Annotated in this window: 7 protein-coding genes and 3 pseudogenes; 8 read left to right on the top strand and 2 right to left on the bottom strand. The window is 62.0% G+C overall.

Features of this window, described 5'->3' with window-relative positions; genetic code table 11:
• Positions 1-39 precede the first annotated feature (39 nt).
• Entirely contained in the window at positions 40-1,041 is a 1,002-nt protein-coding gene (locus AB4N42_RS19405) for a FecR family protein (RefSeq protein WP_460115182.1), read from the top strand.
• A gap of 46 nt (positions 1,042-1,087) precedes the next feature.
• Here AB4N42_RS19405 and pvdQ read toward each other — a convergent pair.
• Positions 1,088-3,437: pseudogene (gene pvdQ / locus AB4N42_RS19410) on the bottom strand (bifunctional acylase PvdQ).
• A gap of 281 nt (positions 3,438-3,718) precedes the next feature.
• Here pvdQ and AB4N42_RS19415 point away from each other — a divergent pair.
• A complete protein-coding gene (locus AB4N42_RS19415) occupies positions 3,719-4,096 on the top strand; it encodes a fe2+ zn2+ uptake regulation protein (RefSeq protein WP_030142731.1) in 378 nt (125 codons plus the stop codon).
• Positions 4,097-4,103: 7 nt separating this feature from the next.
• Here the strand turns inward: AB4N42_RS19415 and AB4N42_RS19420 are convergent, their stop codons facing one another.
• Positions 4,104-4,292 carry a hypothetical protein gene (locus AB4N42_RS19420; protein ID WP_030142732.1) on the bottom strand — a complete coding sequence of 63 codons (189 nt, stop codon included), beginning with the start codon at positions 4,290-4,292 and terminating at the stop codon, positions 4,104-4,106.
• A 328-nt stretch (positions 4,293-4,620) separates the two neighbouring features.
• Here AB4N42_RS19420 and AB4N42_RS19425 point away from each other — a divergent pair, with 328 nt between their 5' ends.
• The 6 genes and pseudogenes from AB4N42_RS19425 (at position 4,621) to AB4N42_RS19450 (ending at position 13,790) form a co-directional block, all read left to right on the top strand.
• On the top strand, positions 4,621-5,856 hold the full coding sequence (locus AB4N42_RS19425; protein WP_460115183.1) for an MFS transporter: 1,236 nt from the start codon (positions 4,621-4,623) through the stop codon (positions 5,854-5,856).
• 25 nt (positions 5,857-5,881) lie between these two features.
• Positions 5,882-7,009, top strand: a complete 1,128-nt coding sequence (locus AB4N42_RS19430; protein ID WP_030142734.1) for a LuxE/PaaK family acyltransferase — start codon at positions 5,882-5,884, stop codon at positions 7,007-7,009.
• A 1-nt stretch (position 7,010) separates the two neighbouring features.
• Positions 7,011-9,447, top strand: a pseudogene (locus AB4N42_RS19435) (acyl-CoA reductase).
• Positions 9,448-9,476: 29 nt separating this feature from the next.
• A pseudogene (locus AB4N42_RS19440) lies at positions 9,477-10,752 on the top strand (phenylacetate--CoA ligase family protein).
• On the top strand, positions 10,749-11,693 hold the full coding sequence (locus tag AB4N42_RS19445) for a GNAT family N-acetyltransferase (protein WP_431145594.1): 945 nt from the start codon (positions 10,749-10,751) through the stop codon (positions 11,691-11,693). Before AB4N42_RS19440 ends, AB4N42_RS19445 begins: the two are co-directional and overlap by 4 nt.
• Before the next feature lie 105 nt (positions 11,694-11,798).
• Positions 11,799-13,790 (top strand): methyl-accepting chemotaxis protein, encoded by a 1,992-nt coding sequence (locus tag AB4N42_RS19450; protein WP_323154628.1) that lies wholly within the window; start codon positions 11,799-11,801, stop codon positions 13,788-13,790.
• Positions 13,791-13,863: the final 73 nt, after the last annotated feature.

Here is a 13,863-nt window from a genome sequence, read left to right on the forward strand (position 1 = left end):
GCTCCCGAGGGTTAGAATGCGGCAAACCAGGAATCGTCAATGACCGAACGTACACTCTCGGAAGCCGAATACGACGCCATCACCGATGCGGCCGCGCATTGGTGCATGCGTTTGCATGCTGACGACTGCACGGATGCCGAACGGCTGGCGTTCAAGCATTGGCACGACGCTGATCCCCTGCACGCTTTCGAATACGAAGCCATGCTGGACATCTGGGGCACGGCTGAACACCTGCCGCGCGTCGAGCCTGCGCCTGCTGCTTCGAACCGTCGCCCTCGCACGCGTTGGAGCCAACTGGCCGTCGCCGCCACGGTGCTCGCGCTGGGCGTGCCCTTGGCCGCTTTCACCGGTTGGAACCTGGGCTGGGTGCCGAACACCTATCAACGATTCGAGGCGGGCGCGACCGGACGGCAGGTCACGCTGGACGATGGCAGCCAGGTGGAACTCAACCTGGGCAGTGAACTGGTGTTTGCCAATTACAAGCATGAACGTCGCGTGACGCTGAAAAAGGGCGAAGCTTTTTTTGACGTGAGCCACGACAAGCAGCATCCGTTTATCGTTCGGGCAGGCCAGGGCCAGGTGCGCGTGACCGGTACTCGTTTCAACGTTTGGTTGTATCAGGATCAGGTCAAGGTCACGCTGCTGGAAGGTTCGGTGTGGGTGACCAGCAACAAGGCCTCCAATGCCAACGGGGCGCAACTGTCGCCCGGCATGCAGGCGAGCTACAAGGCTGGCGACTACCAGCCGCAGGTCCGTGAGGTTTCCGCCGACGATAACTCGCTGGCGTGGCGCAATGGCAAACTGGTCCTCGACAACCTGGCCTTGTCCGACGCGTTGCCGCTGATCAACCGCTACCTCGATCATCCGGTCATGCTGGCCGACAACACCACCGGCACCCTGCGCATCGGCGGGATCTACAACCTCAACGAGGTGAAGAACCTCGTGCCATCGCTGCCCAAGGTGTTGCCGGTCTATCTGACCCAGAACAAGGACGGCAACCTGGTGCTGAACGCTATCGGCCCCCGACCGAGCAAAAACTGAAAAGCCGCGGCCCCTTCGGGTCGCGGCTTTTGTTCATGGCCCGCAATTAGTGCGTCACGACCCTGCTCACTGGCTCATCCTCTCGAATGGTCACTGCCTGATAATGCGGATCGGCCTTGATCTGCTGCTCGGTGAACGGCAACGCACTCAACTGTCGCTTTGAAAATGCCTGGGTCTGATCCACCGAATAAGGCGATGAAGGATCGCTGGAAAGCGAGAATGCCAGCAATCCCTGGGCCTTGGGACCGTTGCCATCAAACGTCACCACTTGCAGATAACTGGTGCCGCTGACCACCTCCCGCTTACCGTTCGCACCCGGCACGCTCTGGATCGCATTGTAGATGCCCAACTCGCCCGGTCCGCCATGAATGGGGATGCGACGGTCAGCACGGCTGGCGACCTGAACATCCTGCCATCGGCTGTCAGCCGGAAGTCCGGCTTTTTTCACCGATTCCAGCGATGCGCGCATGGCCTGACGCAACGCCTCGGCAACGGAGGGCCGCTCGACTGCCAGGCCACGCGGGGTATGTTGTGGATCCTTCGGGTCGAACGCCACGCGCCAAAGGCCAGGCACCGGCTGCAACGCCTGCATGATCTGTTGGAAATGAACGAAACCCACGCCGGTGTCCAGGCTCGCGGTGCGATCCCAGCGTTTCAGGCGAGTGCACACCTCGGTCAAAGGCAGCGCGTCGGGCCCCAGGTCGGCGGCGCAAAAAGCCAGCAGGTCTGGCATGACCTGATCGGCCAGGTATACCTGATCGTCCATGACCAGACGCTGCAGGTCACTCGCTGTGACCGGTCCCGCCTTGGCCAATTGCGCCAGGCTGTCCAGGGCAAAACGCGCCCGCAGCCCCAGCGGCAGGTCTTGCTGGCTGACGACTGGCGAATAGCCGGACAAGGGCTGCGCGGGGTTGACCAGCCACGCCGAATCGTTGGAATTTTGCACATAGTCGCGACGCAGCAATTGCGGAAGTTTATCCGCTGCGAAGATGCCCTTCTGGGCAGTGCCTGCTGTCCACGTCCCAGGCACATTCGCTGCGCGAGCCATCCAGTACAATCAGTTTCTGTCCAGCCCTGGGATCGCTGCAGCGGGCGAGTTTATTGGCGTCGACGTTCGGCACCACGGACACATTCATGTACAGACTTTGTCCCTGATCGTCCACCGCCAGGGTGTTGACCCAGGGGATGCCCTGGATCCGCTGGACCGAATCCTGCAGGTCCTTGAGCGTGACGGCGCGGTTCATCGCGTACCACTGCGCCAGCACCCGGTCGTTTTCCAGGTTGGCATCGCGCAGGCTGTAGGCGAACCGGTTGTCCCAATCCAACTTCCCGGGCCATTGCACGATCGGCCCGAACTGCGAACCGTAGACCACCCGGGAAACCGGCTTGACCTGCCCATCGGCTTGCCTGGCGTCCACCGTGACCGTCTGTTGGCTCATCGGCACGGACTTGCCGTCCAGCAGATAGTGGGTCGGATCCTTGGGATCCAGTTGCAGGCGGTACAGCGTGAAATGCTTGGACGTGTCGACGGTATGGGTCCAGGCCAGGTGCTGGCTGAACCCGATGTTGATCATCGGCAGGCCCGGCAACGCTGCCCCCATGACGTCCAGCTTGCCCGGTATCGTCAGGTGCATCTGATAGAACCGCATGCCTCCCACCCAAGGGAAGTGCGGGTTCGCCAACAACATGCCACGCCCGTTGAATGACCGTTCGCTGCCGATCGCCAGGGCGTTACTGCCGCGCTCCAGGGCAAAGCGTTGTTGGTGTGCCGCCGCAACCGCGAAGCCGGACGTCGAAACGGCCGCCTGCGCGGTGGCCTTGGGCGGCTGCGCGCCGGCCAAGGCCTCGGCGAACTGGCCGACGCCGCCCTCCACCAGCAGGCGCCGGGTCAGCTTGACGAGATCCAGCGCGGTGATCGGCCGAACCCACTCGCTTGCACATTGTTCCGGCAGGCCTTTCGCCTTGCGTTCGGCCAGCGCACGGTTGTAGCCGGCGGCGTAACCTTCGACCAGTTGCTGGACCTGGGGCGTCTGGGCCTGCCAGAAACCGGACACCGCTTGTGGCGTATTGAGCCAGGTGAAGAACAGATCGCTGGCACGGTTTCCCCGCTGCTCGACAGTCACCTGCTCCGGGCCGAAATAGCGCGAGCGCTGCCCATTGACCGTCACGATCTCGTTGGCCAGCAGGCACAGGTTGTCCTGCGCATACGCATACCCGATGCCGTACCCCAACCCCCGCTCATCCTGGGCGCGAATATGCGGCACGCCAAAACTGGTGCGACGAATTTCGGCAGTGGCCTGCCCGGCCTCGCCTCGTGCGCTGACGACGGTACTCAAGCCCAGGGTCATCCCCAGCAAGGCACCGGCGAGACAAAACCTCGATAACTGCCCGGACATTCCCACATTCACTCCTGATAAAAAGCGCTCAAGAACCAGGGCCGTAGAAACCGGTGGCCTGGCCTGAAATACAACGGCGACGTGCTTGAACGCAAAAAGCACCTTCCTTGAGAACGAACCGGATGAAAAAAAATTAACGGCCCGGCGACCCGCCTCTACAGGGAATTGAGCGTGTCCAGGCAATTTTTTCACATCATCCCCCTCATGATTGGCCGCTCTCGTTCGTCCTATTACAGGAGAGCATCCGATCTTTTCTGACAGGCTGGTATGGAGTCTTTTACATGCATAACGCGCAAGTACCCAGGGAGGGTAAGCCAGGTTCGTCCCGTGTCACGCCGACCGCGTCCAATGGCGTCTTCGGGTCAGCGGAGCGAGGCAGCAACGAGCAGATCAAGCGCCTGCTCAAGAGCTACGGACTCAGGACGAGCCTGATTCGCCTGAAGGTCATCGACGCCTTGCTCAAGGCCGCCGATGAAAACCGTCGACTGGGTGTGCGAGGTGTTCACAGCCAGTTGTTGGGGTTGGACATTCCCTTGTCCTTCCTGAGCGTGCGCGAAGTCCTGAAGCGCCTGTGCAGCGAGGGCGTGGTCACGCTCAATCTCGATAAAAGCTACAGCTTGCATCACCAGGCCGTGGCCCGGCTCAGCGCCAGGGAATGAGCGGCGCTCAGGACTTGACCTTGCGCCGCATCACGCCGTTGATCACCACGACGATGACTGCCACGGCAATGGCGATGTATTGAAACAGCTGCTCGCTGATCATGCCCTTGCCTTGCATCCAGGACAGTCCGAGCATGATCGCCAGGACGACGACAACCACCAGAATCGAGTATTTCAAACGTTGCGAATGAGTCATTTGCCAGCTTCCTGAAGTAATTCGTTCTGCCTTTCACCCGTTTTCAAGACACCGTCTTGCCAGTGTCACGGGGCGATGCAGCGCCCTATGGTACCGCCGCCCGAGTAACACGCGCGACTGCGGTAGCGGGAAATCATCAACGGCTTCATCGGCCACCTGAATATTTACCATCTCGCTGCGTAATCTTCCTCTGAAGGACGCCTCCTACAAACACAAGCGCACTTTCCCCTGCCAACAAAGGCAAAGGCGTCTTCCGACCGTGCATATCGCCAACGTACTCTCGAAAAAGAAGTGATTTCTTCTTTTTTGAAACCAACGTTGGGAACCCATGCAAACTCAGCCAAGCACTCTTTCACCCCTTCGCGTGGCAGGCTTCTGCCTGGCGATCGCCCTGTTCGAATGCCTCACTTACATGGCCAGCGACCTGGTCATGCCGGCGATGCTCATGGTCACCCAGGACCTCGATGCGTCCCCGGACCAGATTCCCTACGCCTTCAATCTATATCTGCTGGGCGGCGTCCTGTTGCCGTGGTTGATCGGCCCCCAGTCGGATCGCCAGGGACGACGCCCCTACATGCTCGTCGGTTGCGCCGGCTTCGTGCTGGCGTGCGCTGCGATCACCCAGGTCAGCAGCATGCACGGCTTCAATGGGCTTCGCCTGATCCAGGGAATGGGCCTGGGCTTCGTGATTGCAGTCAGCTATCCCGCCATCCAGGAAATATTCCCTGAATCCGCTGCCGTGAAAGTCATGGCGTTGCTCGGCAATCTCGCCCTGCTCTCGCCCCTGCTTGGGCCCTTGGCAGGCGGGCTGCTGTTGCAATGGTTGTCCTGGCGCGAACTGTTCATGTTGCTGGCCGGGCTCGGGCTGGTGAGCTGGCTGGCCCTGTGGTGGTTCATGCCTCGGACGATCCATGGGGTGCCCGCCCATGCTCGAGCCTCCAGTGTCGAAGCGTTCGACTTGCGTTCGCTGGTCCGGCGATACGGCGCCCTGCTCGGCCATGTGGGGTTCATGTCGGCCAGCGTCGCACTGGGGCTGATGAGCTTGCCGCTGATTGCCTGGATCGGTCTGTCGCCCCTGCTGCTGATCCAGGGCCAGGGCTTGTCTCCATTGGCGTACGGAATCTGGCAGGTTCCGGTTTTCTCGGCGGTCATCCTCGGTAATTTCATCCTCAATGCGCTGGTGGACCGGGTCGGTGTGCGCCAGGTGCTCCATTACAGCCTGTGGCCCTTCTGTGCCGGTCTGATCGCGATGATCGTCGCCAGCCCATTCACCCTTTCGCTGCCCGTGTTGGTCGGTGGCCTGTCGCTGTACGCCATCGGGCTCGGCATGGGCAATGCCGCGCTGTATCGGCTGGCCCTGTTCGCCAGCGACGACAGCAAAGGCCTGGTATCGGCCATGGTCGGGATGATTTCCATCGCGGTCATGAGCGCGACGGGCTCGCTGCTGGCCCTGCTGGGCGCCGGAGCGAGCCTGGAATCCTTCGCGCTGATGGTCGGCATCGCCGGTCTTGGCTGCCTGCTTGCCTTGCGCCTCTTCGCCTCGCGGCCAACCGCCCAAGTCTGAATTCGCTGCTCCAGAGGAATACCCGATGATTCATTTTCCACACGCAGATGCCCTGTGTGCATTGCCCCACCCGTATGCCCTCGATTCGGTTCCCGTGGGCCTGTTCGACAAAGCCATGGCGGAAATCAGCCTCTTCCACAGCCATCACACACCTGGCTATGAACACTGGCTCAACGCCAACGGGCTTTCGGTCGATGACCTCGAACACCTGGCCGACTGGTCGCGCCTGCCACCGATCTACGCCAGCTACTTCAAACAGAGGATGCTGCTCAGCCCCACCGCCGAAGGCGCACTGGAGCTGACATCCTCGGGCACCAGCGGCCAGAAAAGTCGCATGCGCTATGACGAGCGCAGCATGGCCGCGGCCCAAGGCATGGTCGCCAACATCTTCGAACATTACGACTGGTCCACGCCGGACGCGCCATGCAATTACCTGCTGTTCAGTCATGAGCCCGAAGCGGCCAATCGGCTCGGCACCGCGTATACCGACCAGTTCCTGTGCCGATTCGCCCCGGCCAACCGCGTTGCCTACGCGTTACGACGCACCGGAAAAGGTCATGAATTCGACGTGTTCGGCGTTATCAGCGCCCTGCAATCCTTCGCCGAGGAAGGATTGCCGGTGCGGATCTTCGGCTTCCCGGCGCTGCTCTGGCATGTCCTTGAGCGTATGCGTGAAACCGGCATGCAGGACCTCAGGCTCGCGCCCGGCTCGCTGGTCTTCCTGGGCGGCGGCTGGAAAAAACAGGCAGCCGAGGAAATTCCTCGTCAGCTGGTCTATGCACGCATTACCCGCCAATTGGGTATCGAGCCCCAACGCTGCCGCGACGGTTACGGTGCAGTCGAACACGCGGTGCCCTATATCGAATGCGCCCGCCATCGATTCCACGTGCCGGTCTATTCGAAAGTCTTCGTGCGTCACCCTTCGGATTTCAGCGTCCAGCCGTTTGGCGAGCCAGGGCTGCTGTCGTTCGTCTCGCCCTACATCTCGTCAAGTCCCGCCCACGCCGTGGTGATGAGCGATCTGGCGACCCTGCACCCGGCCAACTGCGAGTGTGGCCTGCAAACCCAGTGGTTCGAACTGCATGGCCGGGCCGGCACCCGTGCGAGCCGAAGCTGCGCGATGGCCGCTGCCGAAATGATCAAGGAAAACTGATATGTACCTCATCAACGGTCGGTTGACTGCCGAGCTGACATTCGACGCCGCGCTCGAGCGCTTGCAAGCCCAACTCCCCGCCCTGCTGGAAGCCCCGCCTCGCAGCGAAGAGGTGCTGGGCTGTGCAGCGGCGTTCGTTCAATGGCTGCCCACGGCAGCCGCAGGGCCACTGCTCGACGAGGATCAGCGCCAGGCCCTGGTTGCCTTCTGCGGGCGGCCCGCGCTGGAGCTCAAACTGGAGCGAGAGCTGGGCGCCGACAGCCGCTCGCTGCGGCGAATCGACTACAGCGACGGCTCCTTCGAAAGTTGGCAGCCCCTCGGCCTGGTGGTGCACGTGACGCCGAGCAACTCACCGTTGCTGGGCTTCTGCGCAGCGCTGGAAGGCCTGTTGGCGGGCAACGTGAACTGGTTGCGCCCCAGCACCCGTGATGGCGACCTTACGGCGCGGCTGCTGGCAGCATTCGTCGGGTGCGATGCGAGCGGGCGATTGCGAGACTACCTGGCGGTGTTGCCCGTCCCCTCCCGGGAGGTCGGCCGTATCTTCGCACTGGCCCAGGGCGTCAGCGCATGGGGCGGTGAAACAGCCCTGAAGGCGCTGCGCGAACAGATGCCAAGTGGCTGCCGCTGGATTGACTGGGGTCACCGGATCAGCTTCGCCTACATCACGCCGTTCGCTGCCACCGCACAGACCCTGGATGCCCTGGTTGATGAAGTCTGCCGCCTCGATCAACAAGCCTGTTCCAGCCCGCAATGGCTGTTGGTAGACAGCGATGAGCCTGCGCAGCTACAGGCATTGGGCTGCGCCCTGGCAGATGCCTTCGCACGCCGGACCGGGCACTGGCCCATTCTGGAAGCCACCGCCGCAGAAGCGTGCGAAATCACCACCCGAACGGCACTGGCCCGCCTGGATTACAGCTTCGCGAACGAAACCGGTCAGGTCTGGGCCGGTGACGGCTGGCGCATCCTCTGGGAACACCATCGCGACCTGCAACCCTCTCCGCTGTTTCGAACATTGCTGCTAAGGCCAGTGCCCGAAGCGATGCTCGCTGAAGCCCTGCTGCCATGGCGCAATGTGCTGCAGAGTTGCGCCCTCGTCTGTGAGCCAGGGCGAGCGCCTGCGTTGGCGCGCCGCCTGATAAGCGCCGAGCGTATCCCGTATCACCTCCACGACCGAGATCCAGCAGGGCTATGACGGCGAGCCCCACGACGGGGTCTATGGATTGCAGCGATTGAGTCGTCGGGTATCGGTCGGCCTTGAAGCCCATGCTGCGAGTCACCGTGTCACGCTGGATGCGCCTGCGGCGGCTTTATCGCCAGGCGCCGGCACGCCGATCATGGACAAGGCCGCGTTCCTCGCCCTGCCCCCGGCCCCTGAAGCGCAACTGTTCTTCCGCTCGGGCGGCAGCAGCGGCGCCCCTGTGCTGTCGCCCTACACCTACCGCGATTTCGATCGCCATATGCGCGCCGCCGCCGACGGGCTGCGCGCGGCGGGCCTTGACCCGGCACAGGATCGGGTCATGAACCTGTTCTACGGCGGCAGCCTGTACGGCGGATTCCTCAGTTTCAGCAAGATCCTGGAACAGATGAACGTCGTGCATTACCCCATGAGTGCGCCACCGGACGATAACTTCGAAGAAATCGCAGCGCTGATCGTCGCTCACCGTATCAACACGCTGGTCGGCATGCCAAGCACCTTGCAGCGATTGTTCTCTTCCCAGCGTGCGGCACTCCAAGGCTACGGCGGCGTTCGGAAAGTTATGTTGGGTGGCGAGCACCTGGGGCAAGAGAGCCGCACGTTGCTCCAGCAATGCGGCGTCACCTGCATTCGTTCGGCGATCTACGGCACCGTGGACGCAGGCCCGCTCGGCCATGCCTGCATCGACAGCAATGACGGCGTGTTCCATCTCATGGACTGCATCCAGTCCCTGGAGATCGTCCATGTAGAACAGGATGCGCCCGTCGGTCCGGGGGAAACCGGTCGCCTGCTGTTCAGCTCCCGCATACGCCAGGCGCGTCCGCTGCAGCGATATGAGGTTGGCGATCTTGGACGCTGGGTGCCCGGCCCCTGCTCGTGTGGCCTGGAGTCGCCGAGATTCGAGCTGCATGAACGCCACGGCCGCCTGATACGCATTGCCACGGAGTTCATCAATACCGGCGAACTGGCCGAACGGGCGCAAGCAGCCGTCCAGATCGTGCTCGACCATGAAAGCAGCGGTTGCGAGCGACTGCTGATTCGTACCGATGGCGACCCCGTCACGGTGCGACGCAACGTGTTGGCAATCGCACCGCTACGCACGTCAGTCAATGCCACGCTGCTCGTCCTGGATGTCCAGCACTGCCCGCTCGAACATTTCGAACGCAACAAACACAGCGGCAAAGTCCCGCTGGTGATCGACAGCAGAATGCCCCACCAGTCGATCTCGCCCGCCAATCAATAAGCCGACCTTAAAGCCTTGAGAAAATCCTGATGAGCGCGTCTTTACCCTACGAGCAATGGCTCGACCATATCCGCACGCATTCGGCGTTCTATAACGCTCAACTGCGTCACCTACCCACGCAGGGTTGTGGATTCAACCAATTGCCGGTCGTCAATCTCGGCGAATATTGGAAAGGCAGTGACGATCTGGATAGCTGGCCAGTGCTGACCGATCACGTGAAGGACGCACTGGTTTTCAAGACCGGGGGTACGACCAGCCAAGGCAAGCTGTCGGTGTATACCCACGCAGAATGGCAATTGATGCTCGATTGTTTTGGCCAGAGCCTGTTCTGCCCAACTGGCTGCGGGGGATCGCATCGCCAATCTGTTTTTTTCGGGAGACCTCTACGCCAGCTTCTTGTTTATCCACGGTGCCCTGTGCAGCGTCGACGTCGGGATCACCGAATTTCCTTTCACCGGCTCGGTGGAACTCGACGTGCTGGCCGATGCCATCGCCGCGCACCGCATCAACGTGCTCGTGGGCGTTCCTGCGCACTTGCTCGCCTTCGCCAGCCACCTCATCGCGCAAGGCCGCGTGTTGCCGCAGATCACCACCGTCCTGTTTGGTGGCGAGAATCTCTTCGAGAGCCAAATGCCGACATTGAAGCGCGTCCTCCCGAACGCGCGCTTCGCGTCCATCGGCTACGCCAGCGTTGACGCCGGCCTGGTGGGCGCCAGCACGCCTGATTGCGGCTTGGGCGAGCACCGGGTGTTCGACCAACACACACGCGTGGAAATTATCGACGACCTGAGTGGCAACGTGATCGAGGGGTGCGGTCAAACGGGGAACCTGGTGGTGACGAACCTCACCCGAACCCTGATGCCCATCATCAAATATCCGGTGGGAGACCGCGCCAGCTGGTGCGAACCTGCCGGCGCCCCGCAGCGCAAGTTCGCCCTCCAGGGACGCAGCGCAGAAAGCCGTCGCGTCCGTGTTGGCGTGCTGTCGCTGTTTCCCGAGGAGATCAGCGACATCACGCGGCGCGTGGCCGGTGGTTCGCAATGGCAACTGATCATCGAGCACACACAGGGCAATGACCGCTTGTTATTCAAGTGGGTAGCCGACGCACAGGCGAACGCAGGCCAGGCTCGATCGCATGCACTGAAAGCCGCGCTGATCGAGCAATATCCAGGCCTCGAACGACTCCATGTCGACGTGCAGATCTGCGACACGAAGGCGCTGGACCGCCATCCCCGTTCCGGCAAGCATCTGTCGATCATCGATCGCCGGGTGTACGGTCCGAAGGCAACGGGGGACGCAGTATGAACAATCTGCTCATCCGACCGTTCCAGCCAGCGGACAGTGTCAGCACTTGCGAGCTGTTCCGCCGGGTATACGGCGATCACTACGTCTCCCCTGACGTCTACATGCCACAGATCATTTGCCAACATAATTTGCAGGAGCGCTGGCATTCGCTGGTCGCCGTGACGGGGGACCGCGTGGTCGGTCATGCCGCATTGTGCCGCCACGCCAAAGCCAGTCTGGACGCGGAACTGGCGCTGGTTGCGGTGGACCCCGACCTGCTGGGCAGACAAATTGCCTCACGGCTGGGGCAGCAACTGCTGGACGGCGCCCGGGCGCACGGGCTTGCCAGGCTATCGATCAAACAGGTCACGAGCCATCCCTTCAGCCAACGATTATCCCAGCGGCTGGGATTTGATGACGTCGGCCTGCTACCCGATTTCGTGCCCTCGCCGTTCGCCAAGGATAAAGCCGAAACCATTGTGATCGGCTGCCAACTGATCAGCAGCGGCCTTCGACCGCTGCCGCAGCTCCAGTGGCCCGCACCCTGCCAATGGCTAATGGGCCCACTGGCATCACGGTTCGGGACTCGCCTCGACGAGGGATCCGCCGGGATCCAACCGTTGCGGATCAGCCATCTGCCCGGCCGCGTCGACATCGTGGCAGAACGCGTGGACGCCTGCCTCGTCGGGCATCTGCAACGCCTGCCGGTCCATTGGCCATTGTCGGTGCGGCTCGGCCTCGGTCGGCATTTTGCCACGGACCATCGCCTGCTGATGGCCGCCGGGTTCTTCTTCACCGGGATCATGCCAATCGACACCGCGCAAGGTTGGCAGGCCCTGTTCCACCGGGTCGTGCAACCGCGCGGGCTCGATCTGCAATCAAGCTCGATGCAACGACTTCACGATGAATGGCAGACCAGCGCCCAAGCCTGGAAAGCCACGCAGGCCAGCTCGGCCGCCTGACGAAAAGGGGTCCGTTGCGCTCAAGCTCCTCGCAAGGAAGCCGACACAAATTGGAACGCTCATCCCATCTGTTTCCGAAAGACGCCCTCGTGCAAGGAACACCCCATGCCCTCATTGCGCACCATTCAGGCCCGCTACACGCTGTTCCTGGTTCTGTTCATCCTGGTGTTGTCCATCCTCACCGTTGTTGGCATCAGCTACCTGGTCGCACCCAAGCTGCGCCACACCGAGGAGCAAGTGGCGTTGAACCGCATTGCCGAGGTCGCCGAGCAGATCCAGGGCGAACTGAACAAAGTCCAAGCCCAACAACGCAGCATCACCCAGACCATTCCATTGCTCGACAGCGACGCCATCGACAAGGTGTTGCCAGGCCTGGTGGATCAATACGGCGAACTGAAAGTGTTTGGCGGCGGGATCTGGCCGTTGCCCAACCAGCGTGCGGAAGGCCGCAGCAAGTTCAGCACCTTCTGGCATCGCGACGCCTCCGGCAAGCTGATCGTCAACACGTTCTGGAACAGCGACGCCGCGCCAAACTATTACGAGCAACCCTGGCACAAGGGCGGCATGGCTACACCGCCTGGCAAATGCGCCTGGGCCGCCGCCTATAAGGACGACGCCAGTGCCGAGCCACGCACCAACTGTGCAATGGCGATCCAGAAGAACGGCGCGCCTTATGGCGTCTCCACCATTGACGTGACCTTGGGTTTCTTCAACGACCTGATTGCCCGCAAGGAAGCTGAACTCAGCGCCGAAATGCTGATCGTCGAAGGCGACGGCAAGATCATCAGCAACAGCTCGCGGATCAGCGGCCCGATCGTGCTCAAGAACATCAGCGAGCTGGCGGCGACCTCACCGTTTGCGGCCCAGGTCAAGGCTGGCCTGGCCAACCGTGACCAACTGCAGCGCGTCGAATTCGACAACAAGGGCGAAGCCAGCACGTTCTTCATGCGGCCCATCGAAGGCTCGCCCTGGTTTCTCGCTACCGCGTTGCCGACCCGCCTGATCACCGCCCAGCGTGATGACGTATTGAACACGCTGAGCCTGCTGCAGATTCCCATGGTGATCCTGCTGGTGCTGATGCAACTGTATGCGATCCGCCAATTGACCCACCGCATGAAGATCCTCAAGGGCAACATCGATGCGCTGTCCACCGGCGACGCCGACCTGACCCGCCGCATCACCATCCGCGCCGAAGACGAACTGGGCGCCATCGGTCACTCGGTCAACAAGTTCATCGCCTATCTGCAAGACATGATCGGCGAAGTCACCCAGGCTACTGGCGCCATGGCCTCGAGCCTGGACAAACTGCAGCAGACTTCGGCCCACACCAGCGAAATCCTCATGCGTCATGCTTCGGAAACCGACCAGACCGTGACAGCGATCACCGAGATGAGCTCCACGGCTGAAAGCGTCGCGCAAAACGCGGCGGAGACGGCAGCGTTCACCCAGCGGGCCAACGAGCATGCCGATCGTTCTCGCGTCGTGGTTGGCGAAGCGTCCAACAGCGTCGTGGCGCTGATCGATGAAGTCGCCAGCGCCACGCGCAAAGTCGAGAACATGCAGCAGGATGCACAACGCATCACCGAGATCCTCGGCGTGATCGGGGCGATTGCCGGGCAGACCAACCTGCTGGCCCTCAACGCCGCCATCGAAGCCGCCCGGGCCGGCGAACAGGGCCGTGGCTTCGCGGTGGTCGCCGACGAAGTCCGCGCCCTCGCCGCCCGCACCCAGGCCAGCACCTCGGAAATCAACGAAATGCTGACCCGCCTGACCCAGGGCGTCAGCTCCTCCGTGTCGGCCATGGAAAATACCCAGGCCAGTTGCCAATCGGCCGCCGACGCCACGTCCCGGGTGAACTCGGGCCTGGACGAAATGGCCGGCTCGGTCAGCCAGATCAACAGCCTCAGCACGCAGATCGCCACCGCCGCCGAGCAACAAAGTGCGGTGACCGAGGAGATCAACCGGAGCATGGTGCAGATTCGACACATGGTGGAAGAACTGGTGGAAAGCGGCTTGGCCAGTGAGCGCAATACCCGGCAGTTGCTGGAGGCCAATGGTCGGGTGAATGCGATTATGGGGCGGTTCAAGGTTCGCTAGAGCGTCCCCACACCCTCCTGGGGTTGGACACGCATCCCGAGTTCACCCCAACCTTTTTGTGGGAGCGAGCTTG

Source organism: Pseudomonas sp. H2_D02, assembly GCF_054677635.1.